This window comes from Acinetobacter sp. ANC 4648 (assembly GCF_002135345.1).
Lineage (GTDB): Bacteria > Pseudomonadota > Gammaproteobacteria > Pseudomonadales > Moraxellaceae > Acinetobacter.
On record NZ_NEGI01000002.1, the window covers coordinates 545,552 to 572,529 of the forward strand.

At 38.6% G+C, this 26,978-nt stretch carries 17 protein-coding genes; 7 read left to right on the top strand and 10 right to left on the bottom strand.

The features are described from left to right. Positions 1-12: 12 nt before the first annotated feature. The 7 genes from acnA to B9T27_RS05690 form a co-directional block, all read right to left on the bottom strand. Positions 13-2,772, bottom strand: a complete 2,760-nt coding sequence (acnA, locus tag B9T27_RS05660; protein WP_086205860.1) for an aconitate hydratase AcnA — start codon at positions 2,770-2,772, stop codon at positions 13-15. Between the two features lie 115 nt (positions 2,773-2,887). Continuing rightward, positions 2,888-3,715 carry a TatD family hydrolase gene (locus B9T27_RS05665; protein WP_086205861.1) on the bottom strand — a complete coding sequence of 276 codons (828 nt, stop codon included), beginning with the start codon at positions 3,713-3,715 and terminating at the stop codon, positions 2,888-2,890. Next, entirely contained in the window at positions 3,715-4,698 is a 984-nt protein-coding gene (locus tag B9T27_RS05670; protein ID WP_086205862.1) for an RsiV family protein, read from the bottom strand. The genes B9T27_RS05665 and B9T27_RS05670 overlap by 1 nt, the downstream gene beginning before the upstream one ends. A gap of 91 nt (positions 4,699-4,789) precedes the next feature. Then, entirely contained in the window at positions 4,790-5,602 is an 813-nt protein-coding gene (locus B9T27_RS05675; RefSeq protein ID WP_086205863.1) for a hypothetical protein, read from the bottom strand. A gap of 101 nt (positions 5,603-5,703) precedes the next feature. After that, entirely contained in the window at positions 5,704-7,296 is a 1,593-nt protein-coding gene (locus tag B9T27_RS05680; RefSeq protein WP_086205864.1) for a peptide chain release factor 3, read from the bottom strand. Positions 7,297-7,414: 118 nt separating this feature from the next. After that, on the bottom strand, positions 7,415-9,481 hold the full coding sequence (locus B9T27_RS05685) for an EAL domain-containing protein (protein WP_086205865.1): 2,067 nt from the start codon (positions 9,479-9,481) through the stop codon (positions 7,415-7,417). A gap of 206 nt (positions 9,482-9,687) precedes the next feature. Then, positions 9,688-11,874 (bottom strand): carboxy terminal-processing peptidase, encoded by a 2,187-nt coding sequence (locus tag B9T27_RS05690; protein ID WP_086205866.1) that lies wholly within the window; start codon positions 11,872-11,874, stop codon positions 9,688-9,690. A 185-nt stretch (positions 11,875-12,059) separates the two neighbouring features. On the opposite strand from B9T27_RS05690, the gene nagZ reads away from it, so the two are divergent. Together nagZ and B9T27_RS05700 are read left to right on the top strand one after the other, a co-directional pair. Further along, positions 12,060-13,079: a beta-N-acetylhexosaminidase gene (gene nagZ / locus B9T27_RS05695; protein WP_086205867.1), complete on the top strand. Its 1,020-nt coding sequence runs from the start codon at positions 12,060-12,062 to the stop codon at positions 13,077-13,079. Between the two features lie 121 nt (positions 13,080-13,200). Next, positions 13,201-14,046 carry a class I SAM-dependent methyltransferase gene (locus tag B9T27_RS05700; RefSeq protein ID WP_086205868.1) on the top strand — a complete coding sequence of 282 codons (846 nt, stop codon included), beginning with the start codon at positions 13,201-13,203 and terminating at the stop codon, positions 14,044-14,046. 124 nt (positions 14,047-14,170) lie between these two features. Here B9T27_RS05700 and B9T27_RS05705 read toward each other — a convergent pair whose 3' ends face one another. After that, positions 14,171-15,496, bottom strand: a complete 1,326-nt coding sequence (locus tag B9T27_RS05705; protein WP_086205869.1) for an alpha/beta fold hydrolase — start codon at positions 15,494-15,496, stop codon at positions 14,171-14,173. 293 nt (positions 15,497-15,789) lie between these two features. Between B9T27_RS05705 and B9T27_RS05710 the strand changes: the two genes are divergently transcribed. The 3 genes from B9T27_RS05710 (at position 15,790) to pta (ending at position 20,929) form a co-directional block, all read left to right on the top strand. Next, positions 15,790-17,055 (top strand): glutamate-5-semialdehyde dehydrogenase, encoded by a 1,266-nt coding sequence (locus tag B9T27_RS05710; protein WP_086205870.1) that lies wholly within the window; start codon positions 15,790-15,792, stop codon positions 17,053-17,055. Between the two features lie 448 nt (positions 17,056-17,503). Next, a complete protein-coding gene (locus tag B9T27_RS05715) occupies positions 17,504-18,721 on the top strand; it encodes an acetate/propionate family kinase (protein WP_086205871.1) in 1,218 nt (405 codons plus the stop codon). A 69-nt stretch (positions 18,722-18,790) separates the two neighbouring features. Continuing rightward, on the top strand, positions 18,791-20,929 hold the full coding sequence (gene pta / locus B9T27_RS05720; protein ID WP_086205872.1) for a phosphate acetyltransferase: 2,139 nt from the start codon (positions 18,791-18,793) through the stop codon (positions 20,927-20,929). Positions 20,930-21,105: 176 nt separating this feature from the next. Here pta and B9T27_RS05725 read toward each other — a convergent pair whose 3' ends face one another. Further along, positions 21,106-23,316: a TonB-dependent receptor gene (locus tag B9T27_RS05725; protein ID WP_086205957.1), complete on the bottom strand. Its 2,211-nt coding sequence runs from the start codon at positions 23,314-23,316 to the stop codon at positions 21,106-21,108. A 209-nt stretch (positions 23,317-23,525) separates the two neighbouring features. Further along, complete coding sequence (locus tag B9T27_RS05730; RefSeq protein ID WP_086205873.1) at positions 23,526-24,170, bottom strand: class I SAM-dependent DNA methyltransferase; 645 nt, start codon at positions 24,168-24,170, stop codon at positions 23,526-23,528. Positions 24,171-24,708: 538 nt separating this feature from the next. Here B9T27_RS05730 and B9T27_RS05735 point away from each other — a divergent pair. After that, positions 24,709-26,235, top strand: coding sequence for a fumarate hydratase (locus B9T27_RS05735; protein ID WP_086205874.1), 1,527 nt, complete (start codon positions 24,709-24,711; stop codon positions 26,233-26,235). Between the two features lie 108 nt (positions 26,236-26,343). Further along, a complete protein-coding gene (locus tag B9T27_RS05740; protein ID WP_086205875.1) occupies positions 26,344-26,880 on the top strand; it encodes a DUF2059 domain-containing protein in 537 nt (178 codons plus the stop codon). Positions 26,881-26,978: the final 98 nt, after the last annotated feature.

Here is a 26,978-nt window from a genome sequence, read left to right on the forward strand (position 1 = left end):
TCTTTCATAAAATTATTCAGAAGCAATCATATTTCGCAACACATAATGTAAGATGCCACCTGCTTTAAAATATTCCACTTCATTCAAAGTATCAATACGACATAACACTTTGAAACGATATAGTGAGCCATCTGCGCGTTTTACCTCCACATCCAGCATTTGATGTGGTTGCAAATCATCAGATAAACCATGAATCGATAAAGTTTCATGCCCCGTTAAATTTAAACTCTGACGCGTTTGACCCTCTATCAATTGTAATGGAAGTACGCCCATTCCAACTAAATTTGAGCGATGGATTCGCTCAAAACTCTCGGTAATCACGGCTTTTACGCCCAATAAATTGGTTCCTTTCGCGGCCCAATCCCGTGATGAACCAGTCCCATATTCTTTACCCGCAATAATCACCAAGGGTATTCCAGCCTGTTGATATTGCATTGAAGCATCATAAATAGAAAGTTTTTCACCGCTCGGTATATAAATAGTATTTCCGCCCTCTTCACCACCTAACATTTCGTTTTTGATCCTAATATTGGCAAAAGTACCACGCATCATGACTTCATGATTACCACGACGTGAACCATATGAATTGAAATCTTTCGGATCAACCCCTTGAGCTTGTAAATAATGTCCTGCGGGGCTGTCTTTTTTAATATTTCCAGCTGGTGAAATGTGATCTGTGGTAACGGAATCGCCGAGTACCGCCAGTATGCGTGCACTTTTAATATTTTGAATCGATTTTGCTGGTTGATCAATTCCTTCAAAAAATGGTGGGTGGCGAATATAGGTCGATTTTTCATTCCAAACATAGGTTTTAGTTTTTGGAATTTGAATGGCTTGCCACTTTGCATCACCATCAAATACAGCCGCATATTCTTTATGAAACATTTCTGTGTTTACACTTTGTAGTGCCGTATCAATTTCCAATTGTGTTGGCCAAATATCTTTTAAATAGACATTATTTCCTTGTTGGTCTACGCCCAATGCTTCCGTGGTGATGTCTTTTCGAATCGTACCCAGCAAGCCAAAAGCGATCACTAGAGGTGGTGATGCTAACCAATTGGTTTTCACCAATGGGTGAACACGCCCTTCAAAATTACGGTTTCCTGACAGTACCGAGGCAACATTCAAGTCATAGCATTGAACCGCATCCTCAATCGGTTGCGGTAATGGTCCAGAATTCCCAATACACGTAGTACAACCATAACCTACTAAGTTATATCCTAATTGATCTAAATACGGCATTAAACCCGATGCGTTAAGATAATCTGTCACCACTTTAGAACCGGGTGCTAGTGAGCTTTTTACCCATGGCTTGCGCTGTAAACCTTTTTCAACGGCTTTTTTAGCCAACAATCCAGCAGCAAGCATAACGCTCGGATTGGAGGTGTTGGTGCATGAAGTAATAGCAGAAATCACCACATCCCCATGTACCAAAGGATAACGCTTACCATCAATCACACAATGGGGATGATCATTTTGTAGAGAGGATTGCTGGGCATCGACTGCTGCACCTGCACCACCTTCATTGATCAAACGCTCTTGTTCAATTTTTGCAGGTTTTAAATCAAGTTCCATTAATGCGTTAAAAGTCGCTGGAATATTCGGTAATTCAACCCGATCTTGAGGACGTTTCGGCCCAGCAACACTTGCAACAACACTACTCATATCTAAGCCAAGGGTATCGGTAAAGATAGGTTCATCTCCCATATTTCGCCATAAACCTTGCTCTTTGCAATAAGCTTCAACCAAAGTAATTCGATCATCCTTACGCCCCGTCAAGCGCATATATCCTAAGGTCACTTCATCAATCGGGAAAAAACCACACGTTGCACCATATTCAGGTGCCATATTGGCAATCGTGGCACGGTCAGCCAATGGTAAATCGGCCAGACCATCACCATAAAACTCTACAAATTTACCTACTACTCCTTTCTTACGGAGCATTTGGGTAATGGTTAAAACCAAATCTGTTGCAGTAATCCCTTCCTTCAATTTACCCGTTAATTTAAAGCCCACTACTTCCGGAATGAGCATAGAAATAGGCTGCCCCAACATCGCTGCTTCTGCCTCAATCCCCCCAACACCCCAACCCAGTACACCTAAACCATTAATCATGGTTGTATGTGAATCTGTCCCCACTAACGTATCTGGAAAAGCATAGGTCTCTCCATCACTTTCTCCCAACCATACTGCTTGAGCAAGATACTCCAAATTCACTTGGTGACAAATTCCCGTACCTGGTGGAACTACCCTAAAATTATTAAAACCAGACTGCCCCCAACGCAGAAATTGATAACGCTCGCCATTCCTCTGCATTTCAATTTCAACATTTTCATCAAAAGCTTTATTGGTTGCAAAATAATCCACCATCACCGAATGATCAATCACAAGGTCTACTGGGGATAAAGGATTGATACGCTCAGGGTCAATCCCTGCTTTTTCAACAGCTGTACGCATTGCAGCTAAATCCACCACTGCAGGTACACCAGTAAAATCTTGCATCAAAACACGAGCAGGACGGTACTGAATTTCTTGATCTGATGTTTTCGTTTTTTGCCAATCAACTAAGGCTTGAATATGCTCTTTCGTTACAGTTTTTTGGTCTTCAAAACGCAGTAGGTTTTCCAAAAGAACTTTAAGAGATTTAGGAAGTTGTGAAATATCACCGAAATGGCTCTGAGCATCTTTTAGACTAAAAATTTTATACGTAGCGGATGCCAATTTCAGTGTTTTTAATGCATTAAAACTATTGATATTACTGTACTTCAGCATAAGTTAACTCTCCAGCTTAGTATGAAATTATTATTCGGCTGTGCTCAGTGCTTATACTAATGTATGCCAAAAAAATGGGCAGCGTGTTATTGATTGGTTATTTTTAATAGTAAGACTATTGAATAGAAAGATGTAAAGCTTGAAGTGAGTTTTTCCACAAATGCATAGCTAAATCTGGTTTCGACATGTGTAAGCTTTGAGCTAATCCATTCAGCACATAAGTTAAGTTAGCGGGTGTATTTCGAGTATGATATTCATTCGAAGTCTGACAACATAAGGGGGGCATATCTGGACAATCCGTTTCCAAAACCAAGTGCTCTGCACCGATTGCTTGAACGACAGTCTGCAGTTTATTCGCATTTGGATTAGTGATTTGTCCCGTTACACCCAATTTAAATCCAAGTTTAATAAAAGCCTTGGCTTCCTCTATCCCTCCACTAAAAGCATGCGCGATACCACCTTGTTTAAATTGATGTCTTTTTAAAATCGACAGTACATCTGCATGTGCCTTACGAATATGCAGAAGAATAGGTTTATCAAACTGTTGTGCCAATTCAATTTGTTCAGAAAAAAAATCTTTTTGTTTTTGGTATAACTCCGGCTGCTTATGCTGTTTTAAAAAGGTATCTAAACCTATTTCACCGATTGCCACACACTCTTCAGTTACTAAAATTCGAGCTAAATCCGTTAAGTGTTCAATTTGATGCTGTTCGATATAAAAAGGATGTAGACCCGGTGCTAAATAACTTCGAGGTGCATCTGGAAGCTGATTTAATTGATGATGAATATTAATTAAATCGGGGAAACGTTTTTGTACAACTCCAATTAAAACCAGACCCTCTACCCCAGCATGCTTGGCTTGATACGCTAGATTCTCACGATCTTGATCAAAGTCAGCAACATCAAAATGTGTGTGCGTATCAAACAAAGCATAAGTAGTCATTATGATTGCGCCTTCACCTGTGTTGTGGCAACAGCTGCTTGCAATTTTTCTGGTAAATATTGTTTTTTTACAATATTTTGCAACTTCTCATACGGAATTTCAAGACGTGGTAAACCGACCACATAGGGACCAATTTCATATTCAGAATACTGTAAAATAAGACCATTATTACCCAAATAAAAATTATTCGACAGAGTAAATTTCCACACTTGCTCATAGTCTGCTATATTTTCAGCCAGCTTGGCATCCGTGACCCAAGTTTTAAAGGCTTGATATGCTAATTTTTCTAAATTGGCTTTTTGATTTGGCATGAGAATATCATCTAAAGTTACTTGTTTTTGATGTTTTAAATCAAAATTATAATAAGTTTGTGACGATGAACCATGCGCCCCTCCCAGATAACTACTGGTATTTAAAACTACCGTTGCCAAAGGATCTTCTGCATTGAGAATTTTAGGGCTGACCATAATATTAATTTTATTACTCGCACCTAAATTTTTTAACTCTTGGTCTAGTGCTAAAAATGCATTCAGATAAGGCTGGACTTGCTCAGCCATTTGCTCGGCGGGTGTTTTTATTGCATTATTTTGAATTGCAGCACTCGTTTGTTGTTGATCGGCAGACTCATGCTTTTGATGTACTTGATCTTGTTTAGTTTTAATTACTTTACTTGGATGACCAATATCTAAAATTCGATCAAGCTGCTTTAAGATGGCTTGATCGATAATCTCATCCACCACAAACTGATTGGTATGCAAACGATCCACTGAAAATTCTGGACAACGATTACCATCACATTCAGGTAAATTGAATCGCAGCTTTTCAGTTTCCCCTTGTAAGCTTAATGTTACCTCAGGCACAGTAGACGTACTCGATTGTTCAGTCTCTTGTGGCTGTTTCTTGGCATCCTGTTTTTGGCATGCAGATAATGCAAAAACTGAAACCAACACGCCAAATAGCAAAGTATGTTTATTCATTAACATCTCACAAACCTTATACGAGATTTAAAATTGATTACTCATCAGCAGCCTAGCTCGTTTAATCCGAATGCTCAATCAAGTTTTGTATCTACCCTTAGAACATCTGTTGATAAATTTCAGGCTTAAGGATTTGCTGTGTTTGTTGTTTTGTGAAATAAATATCCAGTTGGGCCCCATCTTGAACAATTTCACTGGCACGATAATGTAAACCAATTCCCTCTCCATCAAAAAACCAGTCAGCTTGCCCCCAAAATATTTTTTTCGGTGCTGTGCTTTTAACGTCTTGTGTTTGCTGATCTAACCAAGCTTGATATTTTTTTTGTACCCAAATATTCATTTGATTCTGTTTATCTGCTTGGATCACATCTAAAATACTTAAGCTTTTTTTAAGTTTACGATCTCCAACAAAGAAGTACTGGCGCTCTTTGACAGAAACACCAGCTTGTAGACTATGTACTGAAATTTGTAATAATACATATTGGTTACGCTGCGAAGCCATGCGCGTCTGCATATGTAATTCATAGGCCTTATTTTGACTAAAATCATCCTGCCAAGCATCTGACTTTTTGACGTATGCATTGATGGCTTGTTGCAAAGTCATATTTTGCTTTAAATCAATTTGACGTTGAATAATGCTGGACTGATTGGCTGCAATCCACTGATTCATCCAAGGATCTTGAGTTTTAAGGGTTTGAATATCAATTTCAATACAATTTTTCTTTTCACAAAAAGGTAACGCATAATCAGCTTTGACTGGCTGAAGATTCAAATAAGGTAACACTTCGGCTTTCGCTTCTATTGCGCTTGAATCTGATGCAGCAGTCTGATCTACTTTTTTAGAATCACATGCCACCAAGCCCAAACTACTCATACACAGTATCAGCATGATGATTTTTTGATTTTGCATGGGCATGAATCCTTATAGATTTTTTAACAAGTTATTTTGATATAAAAACAGCTTCACAAGGAAGCTGTTTTTATATTTACAAAAAATTTTAGCAGAAATACTTAATGTTCACGTGTTGAACGGAAATGAATCTCAGGATAGCGCTCTTGAATAATTTGTAAATTCACACGACTCGGTGCTAAATAAGTTAAATGGCCACCGCCATCTACAGACAATTGGTCATGGGCTTTTTTCTTAAATTCATTAAATTTCTTTTCATCATCACAAGAAACCCAGCGTACGGTATTCACATTAACGGGCTCATAAACACAATCTACTTTGTATTCTTCTTTCAAGCGATAAGCCACCACTTCAAATTGCAATACTCCAACTGCACCAACAATTAAATCATTATTAATTTGTGGCATGAAGACCTGCGTTGCACCTTCTTCTGAAAGCTCTTTCAGACCTTTCTGCAATTGTTTCGATTTTAAAGGATCTTTTAAACGTACACGACGGAACATTTCAGGAGCAAAGTGTGGAATACCAGTGAAATGTAAATTTTCACCTGATGTAAACGTGTCACCAATCTGAATCGTGCCATGGTTATGCAAACCAATAATATCGCCTGGCCATGCTTCTTCGAGCTGCTCTCGCTCACCTGCAAGAAAGGTTAATGCATCACTAATCCGCACATCTTTACCAATACGAACATGATTCATTTTTAGACCTTTCTCATACTTACCTGAACAGATACGCATGAATGCAATACGGTCACGATGTTTTGGATCCATATTCGCTTGAATTTTAAAGACAAAACCTGAAAAGCCTTCTTCAGTCGCTGCTACAGTGCGCTCTTTGGTCGGATGTGCTTTTGGTTCTGGTGCCCACGTGAGGAAAGCATCTAAAACATGATCAACCGCAAAGTTACCCAAGGCTGTACCAAACAATACTGGCGTTTGTTTACCCTGTAAAAATAACTCACGATCTAACGGATCATTCGCCATTTGTACCAGTTCAAGCGACTCTTCAAATGCAGCGAAGGCTAAATCACCAACTTTTTCACGCAGATCTGGATAATCATATCCATCACGAATTTCAATATCGGTAATGGTCGAACCAAAACCAGCCTTATACACATAAAATTTTTCTTCGAGAAGGTTATATACTCCTGCGAAATCACGTCCAGTACCCATAGGCCAAGTAATTGGAACACACTGAATTTTCAAGACATTTTCAATTTCATTCAGTAATTCAAGTGGCTCACGAATCTCACGATCCATTTTGTTAACGAATGAAATAATCGGTGTGTCACGCATACGACACACTTCCATCAATTTAATGGTTCGGTCTTCGACCCCTTTTGCGCCATCAATGACCATCAGTGCAGAATCAACCGCCGTCAATGTTCGATAAGTATCTTCCGAGAAGTCTTCATGTCCCGGTGTATCCAACAAGTTAATGACATGCTTTTTATAAGGAAATTGCATCACTGAAGTGGTAATCGAAATACCACGTTCTTTTTCCATTTCCATCCAGTCAGAGGTGGCTGCTCGGTCCGACTTACGGCTTTTCACCATGCCTGCTACCTGAATCGCCTTACCCCATAACAACAGTTTCTCTGTCATGGTGGTTTTACCAGCATCGGGATGGGAAATAATTGCAAACGTACGTCGCTGTGCGACCTGCGCCGCTAATTCATTTTTAAAGCTCATGAAAAATACCTACTGCAGAACCGCAGCACAAAGACCAAATTGATCAATATTAAAAATTGGCGATATTGTAGCAGATCAACAGCTATTTTAAATGAGGGGATTTACAAAGCGATAACTTTCAAATTTTATAACAATAGTTTTCTTCTAAACGTTCTACCGGCAGGGGCATACCCAATAAATAACCTTGTAATTGCTGGCAACCTAAACGTTTTAGAATAGTCGCTTGTTGTTCAGTTTCAACACCTTCAGCCGTAACAACTAAACCCAATCGAATCGCTAACTGAATAATACTTTCTAAAATAATTTCTTCTTTCGAGCCTTCCGATAAGTTACGAATGAACTCACGATCGATTTTCAACTCATCTACAGGTAAATCTTTTAAATATAAAAAGCTTGAATGACCTGTACCAAAATCATCAATCGCTAAGCGGATCCCTAAGTTTCTTAATTTTTCGAAAGTTTGAATACTGATCTCAATATGATGCATTGCGGTTGATTCAGTAATTTCGATAATTAGACTATCCTCTTTTAACTGATATTTTTGAATCAGTTGTTCTAAAGTGGGAATTAAATGCTTATGTTCAAATTGAACTGCTGAGAGATTGACCGCAATTGGACAAAATTCATAGCCCTTTTTCGTCCATGCTTGAATTTGCATACAGGCTTGTTCCAATGCCCAATAACCCATTTTTATAATTAAGCCCGTTTGTTCTGCCCCATCAATAAACATTCCTGGTGCCAGTAAACCCAAGTTTGGATGTTTCCAACGAATCAACGCTTCAACACCACAAATTCTATACTCTGCTGTAAATTTTGGCTGATAAAATAAAACAAATTGTTGTTCTTCAACGGCTTTATACAAATCATTAATCAGTTTAGATTGACTCCGATTACTTTGTCGTTGGTCAATTGAATAATTAAAAATACTATAGGTATTACGTCCTTGCTCTTTGGAACGTAGCATTGCGGCATCAGCACAAATCAATAAATCTTGTAAATTATGACCATGATCTGGATAAAATGCGATTCCTATACTGGCTGAAATATTAATTTCTTTACCTAAAATCTGAAAACTTTCCTGAATTTGTTGCAGTACCATCTCTGCCACATATTCAGCTTGCGCTTGCGAAGATTGTTCTAAAACCAATAAAAACTCATCACCACCAATACGGATAAACTGTTGATTAGCTTTCAGTAAAACATGTAATCTTTGAGCCAATTTAACAAGTAATTCATCCCCCACATGATGTCCAAACGCATCATTAACAGATTTAAAGCGATCTAAATCAATATAAACAAATGCAATTTTGTTATCACTTTTGTATGCTGAAAATAAAGATTCGGTGTAGTCACCAAGAAATAATCGATTCGGTAATTTGGTTAAATTATCTTGTAGAGCTAAATTCTCTAACTCTTTATTTACTCTTAAAAGTTGTAAATTACGTTCTTCTAAACGAAGTTCAAGTACAGCAACCGCAAATGCTGCGACTAAAATTAAACTGGTCACCAATATAATCGTAAAGAGTAAAATTCCATGCCCTTCTTGATTCTGTGGCAGAACATGAGCAATATCATTTAAGGTATAAAATGAAGCTGCTGCCATCCCAGTATAATGCATGCCTATAATGCTAAATGCGATCATACATGCAATCGAAAATTTGATTAGGCTCTTATAATAAATGGCTTTTTTATATTTAAACGCTAGCCAAAAGGACAGACCTGATCCACTGATCGCAATCAATACCGAAAAAACAACCAATAAAGGATCATAATGAATGTCTTGATTGGGTACCTTCAATCCCATCATGCCAACATAATGCATGCCAGAAATACCTAGTCCCATGAGCATTGCCCCAAGCACCAATCTGGCTAAAGGCAAAGTTTCTCGTGTGGTAATCCAAATAGCAAATGTGGAAGCAGCGGCTGCAATAATAAATGAGTAAACAGTAAAACCTAAGTCAAAAGAATAACCAGCAGGTAAATAACAGGCCAGCATTCCTACATAATGCATACTCCAAATCGCGAATCCAAAGATTAAACCACATAGGCAAAGTAATCGTCTTTGACGTTTTAAATTTGATTGTTTAAAAATGAGTTGTTCAAATGAAATACCCCAGTAACAGGTAATAACTGCAATAACTGCAGAACCTATAACGAGATTACTGTCATAACTCACATGAATCATAAAACAACGCTTCCAAAATGAATCGATTATTGTTATTCGAAACCCCAAAGATACAACGCATCACTGCGCGAAGGTTCACCTTTTTTAAAGAATATAATCAGCTTAAAATATCACTATCCCATTGAAGGTCAAGTTATTTTTTAAGCAACATATTGAAAAAAAGCATACCGGAATATGCTTTTTTCAATTATACCTTAAAACTCTTTTTAGTTAGTTTTTTTTAAATTTGCTAAATCTAATAGCACATTCGCAGATTCTATTACAAAAGTCTCTTCTTCAGGTAAAGCAGGTCGCTGATTTGCTTTCATTTTTGCTCGAGATTCAGCTAATGCATCCAATGATGTCTGATAACTTTCCCAGTTTGAAAATGGTTTTTGTCCTGTTGCAATTCGTCGCGTATTTTCAGCTTGTAGTGATTTTAACTCTAAAGCATTTAATTCAGCTTTGCGTTGATCAATATCTAACACTGCTTTCTTCTGCTCTTTGCTTTTTTGCGCAATAGCTTTACGTGTATCTAGCAATTGAAATTGTGGATCTTGGGCCACACGTTTTTGTGATAGAACAGAGAGTTGTGGAATATATTTTTGAATTTCTCCCTCACGCTTAAATGGCGCAGTCGGAATTGTATCCCATTTTAAAGCATTTTTTGCTTTACGTTCACCAAACTCTTCATCATAAATATCAACCAATTTAATGTCAGGAATGACCCCTTTATTCTGAGTACTGCCACCTGTAATACGATAAAACTTGCGTTGGGTTAATGTCGCTTGACCATAGGCTAAACTATCTAACTGAACTTGTGCTGTTCCCTTTCCTGTTGTGGTGCTACCAATGACAACACCACGACCATAATCTTGGATTGCTGCAGAATAGATCTCACTTGCCGATGCTGAAGCAAGATTAATCATCACTGCCAATGGACCAGAATAAATCTGCGCTCCACCATCAGTATCTTGGAAGACACTAACATTACCATTACCATCACGAATTTGAACAACTGGACCATCTTTAATGACTTGTCCAATCATTTTAGCCACTTCCTCCAGTGAACCACCAGGATTGTTGCGTAAATCAATGATTATGCCTTCGACATTTTGCGCTGCAAGTGATTGTAACGCTTTACTGGTATCTTCAGCGACTGAACGATATTCAGTCCCCGCACGACGTGCACGATAGTTTAAATAGAAAGATGGAATTTCAAGCACACCAAACTTATGTTTTTGACCATCTCGACTAATTTCAACAGTTCGTGTACGAACGCCCGCATCTTCTTCTTGGATCACATCACGCGTTAAAGTCACCACACGTGCCTGATTCATTGATGCACCTGCACCTAACAGCTTAACCGCAACTTTGGTACCACGTTTACCACGAATCAAACCTACAATTTCAGAACTTGGCCACCCAATGACATCCACCATTTTGTCGCCATCTTGTGCCACACCGATAATGCGGTCCCCAGATTTGACTTGTCCCGACTTACTTGCAGGACCACCATCGACAATAGTTTCTATCTTGGTGTAATCTTCATTACCACGTTCTGGACGAATCGACACCCCAATCCCCTCTAATTGCAAGGTGGTTTGACGATTCAACTCCATCGCATCTACAGGTGGGAAATAGTTACTATGTGGATCGTAAGTTAAGGTCATCGCATTAAGAATACGTTCAAGCACATCATCACTTTTGGTGCGTCCAATCCGCTCTAACTGTCGGGTATAACGCTTGGTTAACATTTGTACTGGACTTAAGTCTTCTGGGGACGCTAGATTCTGACCATTAGCAAGTGAAGGATCATCTTTCAATGCTTTTTGTTTGGCCTGATCTTCTTGCTTAGAAATCGTCAGATTAATCAACTGAGAGACCAGCATTTTGTGCCAATAGTTTTCTAACTCAGCTTTAGTCGCAAAAAATGGCGCTTTTTCACGATCAACTTCTATATATTCATTGGGCTGATGTAAATTTTGCGGTTTTTTCAGCTCTGCCAACATAAACGTATAAAATTCTTTTAAGCGTTCACGATATTGTGCATGTATGCCGTAAGGACCCGATAAATCACCAGCTTTAAGTGAAGCACCTAAAGTCGCACCATATTGCTTTTTGTATTTTTCTATTTCTGGTGCTAAAAATAAAGTATGTTCAGGATCTAAACTATCAATATACATCTCTAAAATGCGATTCGATGTATTTGCATCTAAGCGCATATTTAAATAATGTTGACGATCGATCAGTGTTGCCAACTGGCGTGTCACCAAGGCTTGCTCTTGACTCGGATGAATAGATTGAGCAACGGAAGTAGGATTAGTTTCCGCCATAGCTTGATTGATGGTATGGGTAAAGAACAAACTACCCGTCGCAATAGCAACGGCGCAAGCGATTGTTTGAAGTTTCATAAATTCTTAATACTTCCTTGGATTATCCAATTTCTATGTTGTTTTTCAATCTGCACTCAACAGTTTCAAAATCTGAAACAACTTTATCTGGTGTAGTTTTATCATAATCGGTACTGACAAAATGTAGCAAATCATTGCAGAATTCGAGTATTGTTGCTTTTTAAAAATACAACCACGGATTTTCTATGATTGGCGCATTGATGCTAGACATCGCAGGTACTGAACTTACCTTAGAAGATATTGAACTATTACAAGCTCCGCAAGTCGGTGGCATGATTTTATTTGCACGAAATATAGAATCTCCGGCTCAAGTCCGCGCTTTAACCGATCATATGCGCCAAATTCGCCCTGATATTTTAATTGCAGTTGATCAGGAAGGTGGTCGGGTACAGCGTTTAAAAAAAGGCTTTAGTCTACTGCCTGCCATGGGACAGTTTGGAGAACTCTACTTAACTGAACCTGAAAAAGCTTTAGCACTTGCTGAAAAATGTGGCTGGCTAATGGCCATTGAAGTCTTAGCCGTGGGTATTGATTTCAGCTTCGCTCCAGTTCTTGACCTCAACGACATCAGTGATGTGATTGGAGATCGCGGCTTTGCGCAAAATATGGCAGATATTGTTCCACTGGTCGATGCCTTTATGCACGGAATGAAACGTGCAGGAATGGCAACCACAGGCAAACATTTTCCCGGTCATGGCTCCGTCAAGGCAGACTCTCATGTCGCAGCTGCAATCGATACACGCAGTTATGACGAAATTTATAACAAAGATATGCAAAGCTTTATCAAGCTCATGCCACAGCTAGATGCACTAATGCCAGCCCATGTGATTTATGAAAAAGTTGATCCGAATCCTGCTGGTTTTTCAGAGTTTTGGCTACAAAAAATCTTACGTCAACAGTTCAATTATGACGGTGTCTTATTTTCAGATGATTTAACGATGCAAGCCGCTTGCGTTGTTGGCGGTGCTGATGCACGGATTCAAGCAGCATTAAATGCAGGTTGTGATATGGGCTTAGTTTGTAATCATCGTGAATCGGCACGCACGGCTTTGGCAGGCATCGAAAATTTACCTTTACCCAACCAAGCCAGACTGGAACGTATGCGTGGAAAAATCCCCAATATCAAAATTGGAGAACAACTTGAATTAGGCAATGAATGGCAATCTGTCAGAAAAGCCATTGAAGAGTTTAAAAATTCTCGTTAAAAGATAAAGGAACATCTCAGATGTTCCTTTTTTAATTTGCTTGAGTATTTTCAAACAAATAAATAAGCATTCAAAACTACAGCAATAAAGCTTAGAAAAATAAATTAAGTTAAGGATGACCATGACACAGCCACAACTATCCAAACATCGCCATATTTCCTTTACTGCACATTATACGGGGTATATCTGGTATCAAATGGGAATTTCACATCCATTACTTGCTACCGCTAAAGGAAAATCGCTGGCTTATCTAGCGCACCCTGCTGAAAGTTGGGCTGAAAAATATGTCGGTGGCAGTATGCGGACGACCTTAAAAACCCGACATACCTTATTGGATGAACATTTGACTCAACTCATTGAGCAATATCCTGAGATACAAGTTTTAGAAATTGCCGCTGGGCTTTCACCACGCGGCTGGTGGTTTAGAAAAAACTATCCCGCGATTGATTATCGTGAATTAGATTTACCAGATATGGCAAAAACGAAACAAGATGCTTTAAAACAAATAGATGCTAATAGCCCAGATGTACTCTCTGCTGACTTATTTACGTCAGATTTTAAAACAGCTTTCGATGAGTTTGATCCCACTAAGCCACTGGTGATTATCAGTGAGGGGCTCATTAACTACTTTGATAAAGCCTTGTTACAACAATTATTACAGTCTATGGTGCATTATGGAAAAGGTTTTAAAACACTACACTATCTAACCGATTTGTACCCAGAACCAGTTAAAAATAAATTGGCGAAACTGATCTGGAATAGTAGTAAGTTATTAAAAATCATATCACGTAGTGCTTTTAGTTTTCATTTTATTGAGCCTACTGAAGTCTGTGCTTTCTTTCAGCAAGCTGGCTTCAATCAAGTAGACGTTGTACAACCAAGTACCTATTTTCAAGAAATATCCGATGCCAATGCTAATGAGCATTTGGGAGACTTAGTCTGGATGGTTCATGCAAAATTAGATTAATCACCTGTAAGTTTAATTTCCAATACTAAAATCGATGATCAGCCCATAAAAAACCAGTCAAATCGGACTGGTTTTTTGATTTACACCATGTAAATCTATCATCATACAACCCTATATCAACAACTTATACAGCAACCTCTACCAGTCGCTTTTGGCGTTGAATAAACCGCAATAAACGATCTGCATTTTCAAAGCTACCATGTTTAAATAATGCACGTATGCCGCATTCAGAGGTTTCGAAAATTAAGCATTCAATCTTAAATTCACCTTCATCATCACACAAATTTAAAGCCAAATCTCGCAGGTGTGAATCAACAAAATTTAACTGTGATTGATCATTCAGTGTCATCAAAAGTCCAAAGTAATTTAAATCTACAATCGCAACGGCAACCTCTTGATCTGAATGACGATGGCTTAATTGACGATTTGGCTCTAAAACTTGGATACGCTCCTCGCCACGGCGTTCCATATTTTGCATTTGTTCGCGGGTTAAATTGATGATGCCATCTAAGTTTTCAACCGATTCACCCTTGAGATAGGTGGTGAATAAATTCATAGTTTCTTTGCGGCGTTGTAACTGGGGTAGATGGTCAGCATTCGCAATCATGGCAAACTGCATATCTGGACATTGCAACGCAAAATTAGCATTTTCATACGGCAAGGTAAAACTATCGTATTGCCCACATGCAACCAGCGTATTACATATGGGTACTGGCACATTAGATAAACGCAATAAACGATTACAATTGATTTCGTAGCGTTCTTGCTCAGTGCTTGTAAACTCCGCCATCTGTTTAAAAAATAAACGCTTCGCTGTTGGAGACATGCGAGTTTTATCAAGTTTGGCATGATTCACTAAATAGAGAATCACAGCTTGGCCAAATTCATCCATACGCTGTTCTTTCATTAGCGCAAGCGACTCTTCTAACAACATTCTCCAACTTTTACGCGTTTTTTGCATAACCCCCATCAGAATTATTTTTTCAATTAAATCTGGACGTTGCTCTGCAAAAAAAGAAGCAATCACAGAACCTAAAGAAATTCCAACCACAGCAACTTTCGGGACACTAATAATATCAAGCCACTGACCCAACATCTGTGATAAATCAGGTAGCTCCAATGTTCCTGCTGAAAGTCCAGAATCCACATTCCTAATTTGTTGATTTGCTCCCATAGAAGGAAGATCAATGAGAATAACTGGACCACTTTCAAAGAACTGTTCTACACAATATTTATAGGAATTAAAATTTTGGAATGCCCCACCGACAATAACAATTGGCGTATTATGTGCTGTTTTTGGGTCAGCAATCGCCATATATTCAATTTTCCAGCCATCAATCCACGTGGTTCGTGCAGGTTGTTTAAAGCTGTTTTTATGATAAGTGTCGAAAAAACCAAAACTTGAAAAAGATTGTTGTGATTCCGCGTCCATTTGGATAATGGAATTCATTTCCTGCCTCCATTCTTGCTTTATTTTTTTATTTTGCAAGATCCGTTGTTCTTCCAGTCATCACAAATAATAAAATTTGCAGTGGGTCAATGTCCTTATTGTTTCATTCTATACAAATATTTGTTTTATCCGCAATCGCTTAATTGACCGCTTATCGAGTTTAAACGGTCAAATATGCCAAATACACACGACTGGCTTGAATTGACTCGCTATTTTTTCTTGAAAATCCATAGATTGTTACCACACCGACTGCTACTATCAAATAGAGTTTTTTAGCGATCAAATAGAATACTATGCAAGATTCAATTGAACAGTATATGCAAACTGTAGGTCAACAAGCTCGCCAAGCATCAAGTATTTTGGCAGCAGCATCTACGATTGTAAAAAATAATGCCTTATCTGCAATCTATACTGCTCTAGAAAATAATGAGCCAAAAATTTTAGCAGCCAATCAAATTGATATGATTCAAGGTCGAAATAATGATCTGGATAGTGCTCTGCTTGATCGCTTAGAGCTTAACCCCGTACGTTTTAAAGACATGTTACAAGGTTTAAAAGATGTCATTCGCTTGATTGATCCAATTGGGGAAATCACAGACCTTGCTTACCGCCCTTCTGGTATTCAAATTGGTAAAATGCGCGTACCTTTGGGCGTGGTCGGCATGATTTATGAGTCACGCCCCAATGTCACACTTGAAGCTGCATCACTGGCACTGAAGTCTGGAAATGCCATTATTTTACGTGGTGGTTCTGAAGCACTACACTCTAATCAAGCCATTGCTGAAGCAATTCAACATGGCCTAAAAACGGTGGGTTTACCTGAAACTTGTGTACAAGTCATTAACACGACGGATCGTGCAGCAGTTGGCCAACTGATTACCATGCCTGAATATGTCGATGTGATTGTGCCACGTGGGGGTAAAGGGCTCATTGAACGAATTACGCGTGAAGCCACTATTCCGGTAATTAAACACTTAGATGGGAACTGCCATGTCTTTGTTGAAGCACATGCAGATTTACATAAAGCGCTACCTATTGCATTAAATTCTAAAACGCATCGTTATGGCGTTTGTAATGCCATGGAAACGCTCTTGGTTGATGAAAAGGTTGCTGAGGAATTTTTACCACGCATTGCAGAGCTCTATGCTGAAAAGCAAGTTGAACTACGTGGCTGTCTAACAACACAGCGCATTTTAGGTGCAACTGTCAGACCAGCAAGCGAAGAAGATTGGTATGAGGAATATTTAGGGCCAATTTTAGCTATAAAAGTTGTGTCCGGTATGGAAGAAGCAATTCAACACATTAATAAGTATGGCTCGCATCATACCGATGCCATTATTACTGAAAACTTTAGTTTGGCACGCCAATTTTTAGCCCGCGTTGATTCAAGTTCAGTCATGGTTAATGCCTCAACTCGCTTTGCTGATGGTTTTGAATATGGTTTAGGTGCTGAAATTGGTATTTCAACCGATAAAATTCATGCCCGCGGCCCAGTTGGACTAGAGGGTTTAACTTCGCAAAAATGGATTGTTTTAGGTGATGGGCAAATTCGCCAATAATCACCAGTCCACGATCATCACAATATAGTAGCTGTTCAGTAGGTTATCCAGTTGAATAGCTACCCAAGCATCGTTTTAACTAGAACAAAGAAATGATATCCAAAGTAATGAAAGAAAATAATGCTCTAATTTTTGATATATGGATCAAAATTCATTGAGAAAAAAAGTTGGATAAACAAAAAAGTTTAGACTTACAAAAATCTGCGTTTTTCAGCAAATATTATACGCTAACGACAAGATAGTGATGCTAAGTTAGGGTAATTAACTGATAAATATTAAATATTAATCAACCAAGGGTCGATAAGGCTTAAGTCTAATCACCTAAAGTCTAGCTAGAACAGAAAAACAACACATGGTACAACATTGTTACTGATCTAAATTACACCAATAAAAAGCGTAATCAGATCAATAGGACGACTACTTCAAATTACAATGCGGGTAATAAAACGTGTCTACATCAGTATTAGTGATTAACTGCGGATCTTCATCCATTAAATATGCGCTTGTTTCAGAGCGTCGTGAAGATCGAATCTTTGGTTTAGCAGAAAACTTAGGTTCTGCTGATGCGCGTATTAAAGGTGTTACAGCTGGTAACCTACCGCTCGAAATTGCCATTCCATATGCAGACCATGAAAAGGCATTAGAAACCATTTTAGGTCGATTGGCACAATATAAACCAAAAGCCATTGGTCACCGTGTGGTTCATGGTGGAACACTAACTAAAGCAGAATTACTGACACCTGAAATTGTAGAACGTATTCGTCAAGCAACACCGCTTGCCCCTTTACATAACCCAGCGCACTTAGTCGGTATTGATGCGACTATGCGTTTATTCCCTGAATTACCACAAGTTGCCGTATTTGATACCGCATTCCATCAGACCATGCCGGCACATGCTTATCGTTATGCATTACCGAAATTTCTTTATACAGAACATAATGTCCGTCGTTATGGATTTCATGGAACTAGCCATGCTTATGTATCAGAACGTGGTTCGGAATTAGCCGGCAGCTATAAACAAGGTGGATGGTTAACTGCACATTTAGGCAATGGTAGCTCAACTTGTGCTATTTGGAATGGTCAAAGTGTCGATACCTCTATGGGCTTAACCCCACTTGAAGGTGTAGTCATGGGAACTCGAAGTGGCGATGTTGACCCAAGTATTCATAGCTTCTTAGCCAGTAATCTGGGTTGGGATATCTATAAAATTGATAAAATGCTCAATAGCCAAAGTGGTCTATTAGGGTTATCTGATCTATCCAATGACATGCGCACACTCATTGAAGCCTCAGAACAAGGCAATGAAGATGCAACACTTGCCATTGAAGTCTTCTGCTATCGCTTAGCAAAATCTCTGGCAGCATTGAGCTGTGGCCTACCTCGCATTGATGGTCTCTTTTTCACTGGTGGAATTGGTGAAAACTCGGCTTATATCCGTGAAAAAACCATGTCTTACTTACCTCACTTTGGATTTAATCTCAGCAAAGACCAGAATGATGGCTTAAAACGCGGTACTGAAGGTCGTATTGATACAGGCATAGGCCCTCAAATCTGGGTTATTCCAACCGATGAAGAAGGTCGTATCGCCAAAGAAACTGACTTGGTTGTACAAAGTGAGGTTCAACAGGCTGCAAAAAAGTCTGAAGCTGAAATTACGATTGCATAAGCAATCGTAATCCTTCTATATTGAAAAAATTTTAAAATACTTTCAGAACTCTTAATTAAAGAACTTTGTATGAAAACAATTTTATTAGTTCCTACTGGAGAAGGCGTAGGCTTAACCTCTGCATGCCTAGGCTTAGTTTATGCACTTGAATGCCAAGGTGTTAAAGCCGGCTTTGTAAAACCATTTTCACAAGAAGTTAAGGCAGAAGCTGATCGCACCACTGCACTTTATCGTCATATTTCCAAGTCAGATACCGTTGAGCCGATTTCCTTTGCCAAAATGACGCACCAACTGAATGCGGGTGAAACAGACGAATTGCTTGAAGAAGCAGTAAGCCTGCATCGTCAAGTAGCCAAACAGCACGACATTATCATTGTTGAAGGTTTAGTTCCGACTGCACGTGATTCTTTTGCCAGCAACTTAAATGCATCATTGGCGCAAGCATTGGATGCCAAAGTTATCTTTGTCAGTAATGCAGATATTAAACGTCCCGATCAAACTGCTGAAAAAGTAGAAACACAGTTACGCAACTTTGGTGGTGCAACATCATCACGTAATGCTGGGGTGCTGTTTATGCGTACTCGTGGCTTACCAGCGGATTCAGCACAAATTCCTGTTACCATTGATCCGAGTCTACGATTGATTCATGACACTCAAAAATTTGCAGCAGATTTGCAAAAATCTCATGCATATATTGGTTCGGCTCAATTACCGATTATTGGACTCGTGCCTTTTAGTGACACCTTAAGTGTACCTCGTGTTTCAGACTTAGCGACGCATATTCAAGCCGCTTGGATTAATCAAGGTAAAGCGCAACACCGTCGCGTATTACATAGCAGTCTCATTGCTTCAAATATTGAACATGAATTACATAAATTTATTGCAGGCGAACTCATCATTAGTGCATCAGATCGTATTGATGTGTTATTAGCCAGTAGCCTAGCCAGTAGTAATGGCATTCCACTGGCTGGTTTAGTATTAACTGAACACCATGAACCAAATGCTTTAGTCTTAGATTTTTGCCAAACTGCGATTAAAAATGGTTTACCCATTTTACATACAACGCTCAGTACTTTTGAAACAGCCCAACAGCTTTCAAATTTAAGTAATGAAATTCCTGTTGATGATACTGAACGTGCAGATCAAGTCACCCGTTTCGTATCAAGCCACATTGATCCAGACTGGTTAATTCAGTTATTAAATGGCGATTACCAGCCGCGTTTATCCCCTTCTGCATTTCGTCACGAACTGGTACAAAAATCGATTGCTGCGAAAAAACGTATTGTACTGCCTGAAGGCGATGAGCCGCGTACCATTCAAGCGGCAGCAATTTGTCAGTCTCGTGGTATTGCACAATGTGTATTACTTGCAAAACCAGAAGCAGTCATTGAAGTTGCCAAAGCACGTAATATCGAACTACCATTTGATTTAGAAATCATTGATCCAGATTTAATTCGTGAAAATTATGTTACTCATATGGTTGAGTTACGTAAAGGTAAAATCAATGAATTACAAGCGCGTGAACAACTACAAGACACCGTTGTTTTGGGCACAATGATGTTGGCACTTGATCAAGTGGATGGGCTTGTTTCTGGTGCTGTGCATACTACTGCAAACACAGTTCGCCCTGCCTTCCAGTTAATTAAAACAGCGCCTGATTACTCATTAGTTTCATCTGTTTTTTTTATGTTATTACCTGATGAAGTCTATGTATACGGTGACTGTGCCATTAATCCCGATCCAGATGCTGAACAATTGGCTGAAATTGCAATTCAATCTGCAGATTCAGCTAAAGCCTTTGGTATTGACCCACGTATTGCGATGATTTCCTATTCAACAGGGACATCAGGTGCAGGTGCAGAAGTCGAAAAAGTTGCCAAAGCCACTGAAATTGCTAAACAACGTCGTCCAGACTTATTGATTGATGGCCCATTGCAATATGATGCGGCATCTGTTGAAAGTGTTGGAAAATCGAAAGCACCCGATTCTAAAGTTGCAGGTCGTGCCAATGTATTCATCTTCCCAGATTTAAATACAGGCAACACTACCTATAAAGCAGTACAACGCTCTGCAAATGTAGTGAGTGTTGGGCCAATGTTGCAAGGCTTAAACAAACCTGTAAATGATTTGTCCCGCGGGGCATTGGTAGATGACATTGTGTTTACCATCGCTTTAACTGCGATTCAAGCAGAACAACAAAAAGCATAAGTCTTTTGATGTAAAACTAAAAACCACCGCATTGAAAAATCCGGTGGTTTTTGGTTTTGTGGAACAAGTATTTTATTTTGGAACTAAGATATTACATCAACCCATCATATTGGTTTGATTGTTTTCAAACCAATATATAAGAAGCCATGATTAAATTATTCTTTAAACAAGTAAACTTAGAAGAAATAGTTCAATCGGAATAAATAGTTGCGTGGAGTTCCCGGCATAGAACTTGAGCGCCAATATTCTTTATCCGTTAAATTATTCACAGCAATCGTTGCGCCCCATTTATCGTCTTTATAACCAATCGCAGCATCTAAGCGTGTCCAGTCTGGCATTTTTGTCGTGTTTTTATCTGATGTAAAGTAAGAACCCACATAGGTTGCGCCTAGCTCGCCATACCACTTTTCTACTGGTAAATAACGAACAAATAGGTTTCCTGTATTTTCAGATATTCCAGCTAGTTTTTTACCTTTTAAACGATCTTCTTCTTTTACAGTCGTACGGCTATCACTTTTCCATTCAGCATCAGTATAACCATAACCACCTCGGACATATAAGTTATCCAAGATTCGACCAATAAAACTAAGCTCTACCCCTTGAGATTGCTGCTTTTGCCCCACTTCCCACTCATTCGGTCGATTAATCGAATCTGGCTGATAGCGTATATTATTTTTAGTAATATCATATACAGAAAGCTGAGTATTTAAACGACCATCCAACCAATCACTTTTCACACCAATTTCATATTGTTCATTATATTGGGGTTCAGCATCATACAAGCTTGGATTTATAGTTGTACTCACCCCTAACAATCCACGACCACCATAAGGTGAAAAACTTTTACTATACGATGTGTAAAAACTTTGGCTTTCAACTGGCTGCCAAACGAAACCAATATTTGGACTTAAACTCTCATCACGATATGATCGTTTACTATCATTGCGAATATCATTGGTTGCAAAATCATAGCTGTCATAGCGAAGACCGAGCATCATTTTATATTTTTCATTAAATGAAATTAGATCTTGTAGAAAGAAGCTTAAAGAATTTGCATCGGTCTGACTATGTGATGTTTCTGCCGGACGTGTACCATTAAGCGTTGACCAACCCGATGAAAGTGAGCTATCCGATGGATTAAATGGATTAACATAACGATAATAAAGCCCAGCCTTATCACCACTTGAATAATTCCCAAGGATTGGCTCTCTTTTTTCATTTGACCAATCGCTACCGAACATAATTTTATGGTCTAAAGCACCAGTTTTAAATTGTCCGGTAATATCAAATGTATTCATCAACGTTTTATTTGTGGTTTGCTGCCAAGCATAGCTTTGACGTATTTTCCCCTGCCAGTTGCATTTTTTACCATCATTTTGCAACCCAGCAGCAGAACACCATGTGCCACCAAAGAAGTTATCAAAATCCTGAAAAGATTCACGATGACTCAAAGCCCAATGAAAATTCCAATTCGGTGCAAATTCATATTTAACATCTGTTCTAAATGATTTGGTTTCATCAACAATATTATCATTGCTTCCAGCAAAACCTGTTTTAATAGAAACACCTGAAGGTAAATTATCGTAACTTGGACCTCTATCAGGTGTTCTATTTAAATTATCGTAGGTAAACTCTGTACTCCAAAGCAGTTTTCCATCATCACTACGATAGGTCACACTCGGGGAAAGCATTTCCTGATTAAATCCAATTCCTGAGCGAAAGCTATTGGTATCTGATTTTTCTCCAACCAAACGCACAGCCCAATTATCATTGAATGCTTGATTAATATCGATCGTTCCGCCCACATTGTCATACGAGCCAACATATGCCCCGACTGAACTTTTCGAGTCAAAATTGGCAACTTTAGTCACCATATTAATCACCCCACCACCTGCACTTCTTCCATATAAGACTGATGCAGGACCTTTCAGAATTTCTATACGCTCAACATTTGCTGTACTACGTCGATACTGCCCACTTTCACGGATGCCATCACGATAAATATCATTTGTATCGGCATTAAATCCACGAATAAATATTCCATCATTTCTCGTATCATAACTGGTTGAAATACCAGGTGTACCTTGTAACATCACACTTAAATCATTTGCGCCATACAGCTTATACTTGGAAACATCAATTGTATCAATGGTTTGTGGTATATCTTTTTTATCCAGACCATTTCTAGTAACGTTCGCTTGCTTATAATCTACATATGTTTTTATTGGGTCACCATCAGCCATTGCTTCAATTACAATCGTCGGAAGCGTTGTTGTGGCTGTTTTCTGCTCATCACTGATATCTGAATTGGCAAATGTCACAGAGGAAACAAAAAGCCCTCCTGTTGATAACATCATTAAAGTTAAGCTTTTCTTGACAAAGGGCATCGTCACACCAGAAAACAAATGAGAATAGTTATCATTATAATACAGTTTATCATCAACACTTACAATAATAAGTAAATATAACAACAAAAGATTAATGGCCTATAGATTAAAAATCTGAAAATGATCGTAAAAAAGACTAGATCCTTTCTCATCTTTGCGAATACCAGACAATAAAATTCTAATAGCAGCTGACCTTATATCGTTATTATTTAAATGTGTCTCGCCAACCACACTGTATGCCCTGCACATTCCACATCTTCTGCAACCATGCTCACTAATTCAAAACTATGCTCAGACAATAACTGACGATATTTATCTTGCGAAAGGCTGGCGTGATACAAAGCCTCCCCAAACATATCTCCAACCACCTCACCGTCAGCAGGGCCACTGGTAAACATCAATACTGTTCCTTGTTCTGCGGACTTTGAAAACTGCTGAAACATGGCCTGCTGATCATTTGGTGTCAGATGAAAAAAACTATCCCAAGCTAAAATCCCCTGAAATTTTTTTTGTAAATTCACAGCGCGCATATCTGCATGAATCCATTGATGATCTGGAAATTTCTGGGGAAGAAAATTTTGCTGTGCCATCGCAATCATCGTATCTGAACTATCAACACCCGTAATGACATGACCATTTTGAATTAAATAGTTTGCAATTGGTTTACCTGAACCGCAACCTAAATCGAGAATATCTGATTGCGGCGAAATGAAAGATAAAAAATGATCTAACCATGCCTTTTCATAAAGAAAGTCACCCCGTAATTCCGTCCATGCACGAGCGTGTTTTTTATAAATTTCAATAATATTCTGTGCAAGAAAAGACTGATCTGTAAGATGTGGTTGCTCTGACATAAATTTGGATTTATTTTAAAAATTATTACGCAAAATATTAACAAATTTAGGCAATATATTATTGTTAAGTATACTGATCAATCAAAAGTAATCGATGAAAAAAAAGATCAAGCAATCAGACTTAATCTTCTTTTTGGCCATACATCCAAGTCGCTGCGATATAAATACTAAACCCAACCACCATCAATACACTTGTAACTGTCATATTGCATATCTTTACTATTTAATGTGCATATTATCTAAAAGTTTTATGACAGCTTTATGACAAAAGTTTAATCTTGAAAGATCTTTTAGCAAATGGAATAAAAGTAATTTATAAACCATAAAATACAACCATAAAAAATTTAAAATATTTCTAAAATTTATATGTATCTTATTCCATGAAAATATACTTCTGCATCAGCAAATTTGATGATCATAAATGTATGATTGAATGTATTAAACTTTAGCTTAAAACTACAGCCAAATACCCACAAAACTTGCTTTATGCCGTATAATTTAGCCCGCCAGCTAACAGCCCGCTCAAGAGATTTTTGGTATGACAACTATTATCAAACAAGATGACTTGATCACATCGGTCAAGGACGCGCTTCAGTTTATTTCGTATTACCATCCACAAGACTTTATCCAAGCGATGAGTCGTGCGTATGACCGCGAAGAAAACCAAGCCGCAAAAGATGCAATCGCACAAATTTTAATTAACTCTCGTATGTGTGCAGAAGGTCATCGTCCAATCTGTCAAGATACTGGTATTGTTAACGTATTCCTTGAAGTCGGCTTAGATGTTAAATTCGATTTAACCATGAGCTTAGATGATGCAATTAATGAGGGTGTACGCCAAGGTTACTTAGAAAATTCGAATGTACTGCGTGCATCTGTTTTAGCTGATCCTGCTTTTGGTCGTAAAAATACCAAAGATAATACTCCAGCTGTGATTCACTACAAACTCGTTCCGGGTAATAAAGTCGATATCACTGTTGCTGCTAAGGGTGGTGGTTCAGAAAATAAATCTAAACTTGCAATGTTGAATCCATCTGATTCAATTGTTGATTGGGTGCTTAAAACTGTTCCAACCATGGGTGCAGGTTGGTGCCCTCCTGGTATGCTTGGGATTGGGATTGGCGGGACTGCTGAAAAAGCCATGATGCTTGCGAAAGAATCGCTCATGGAAGAAATCAACATGGACGAATTACTTCGTCGTGGACCTGAAAATAAAATTGAAGAACTCCGTATGGAAATCTTTGAAAAAGTAAATGCTTTAGGTATTGGTGCACAAGGTCTAGGTGGTTTAACCACTGTTCTTGATATTAAAATCAAAGACTATCCTTGCCATGCTGCAGGTAAACCAGTCGGCATGATTCCTAACTGTGCTGCAACGCGTCATGCACACTTCCAACTCGATGGTTCAGGTATTGCGCATATTCAAGCACCTAAACTTTCTGATTATCCTGAAGTGACTTGGGATTCTTCAAAATCTAAACGTGTAGATTTAGACAATATTACGCAAGAAGAAATGAACGCTTGGCAACCAGGTGACACTTTGCTTCTAAACGGTACAATCTATACAGGTCGTGATGCTGCACATAAACGTATGTGTGAAATGATCGACAAAGGTGAAGAATTACCTGTAGATCTTAAAGGTAAATTTATTTACTACGTTGGCCCTGTAGATCCTGTTGGTGACGAAGTGGTTGGCCCTGCTGGCCCGACGACTGCAACACGTATGGATAAATTCACCCGTCAGGTTTTAGAACATACAGGTCTATTCGGTATGATTGGTAAAGCTGATCGTGGTCCAACTGCAATCGAAGCAATCAAAGACCATAAAGCAACCTATTTGATGGCTGTTGGTGGTGCTGCATACCTTGTTTCTAAAGCAGTTCGCCAAGCTGAAGTGGTTGCATTTGCTGATTTAGGTATGGAAGCAATCTACAAATTTGTAGTTGAAGATATGCCTGTATCGGTTGCTGTAGATGTAAATGGTACTTCAATCCATGCAATTGCACCAAAAATCTGGCAAGCCAAAATTGGTAAAATCCCAGTAGTTGATGCTGCAGTAAACTAAGTATAAATACACAGTTTAGAACTTCGTTATAAATCGTGCTAAATACTTGAATATACTTTTAAAAGCACTCTATGATTAGGGTGCTTTTTTATACTCTGAGATAAATAAATGAAAACTAAACAGTGGATGTTGGCTTGTACTATCAGTCTTTTTTCAAGTATGTCTTTTGCTGTACAACCTACGGATCAAGCTATACACAAATTGATGCAAGTCATGAACCTTGATCAACTCTTACAAAAAACGATGCAACAAATTCGACCTCAGCTGGATCAGCAAGCATATAGTATTGTACAAAATATTGTTAAGCATGAACAATTAACACCACAAGAACAAATCGTGGCGAATCAACTGGCTGATAAAATGTATGAGCAAAGTAAAAAGACCGTTTCGTGGCAAGAAATGCAGCCGATCTATCAAAAAATTTATAAAGATGTGTATAACGCAGAAGAAATTCAGGCTCAAATTGAATTTTATTCTAGTCCGATAGGCCAATCAATTTTAAATAAAGCCCCACAAGTCGCTCAAGAATCTATGAAAATCATGAATTCACGCTTAATCAGTAGCATGCAAAACTCTGAACAGGATTTTAAAGAGATTAATGCTCAACTTGAAGCCTTAAAAAAAGCAGCACAATCGAATAATTAGACTGTTCACCAAATCACATCGCCTGCGTGAACTCAAATGGCTACGCAAGGCGAAGTATGTTTAAAGCCCTTATATCTTGCACTAAATAGCGACTTAAA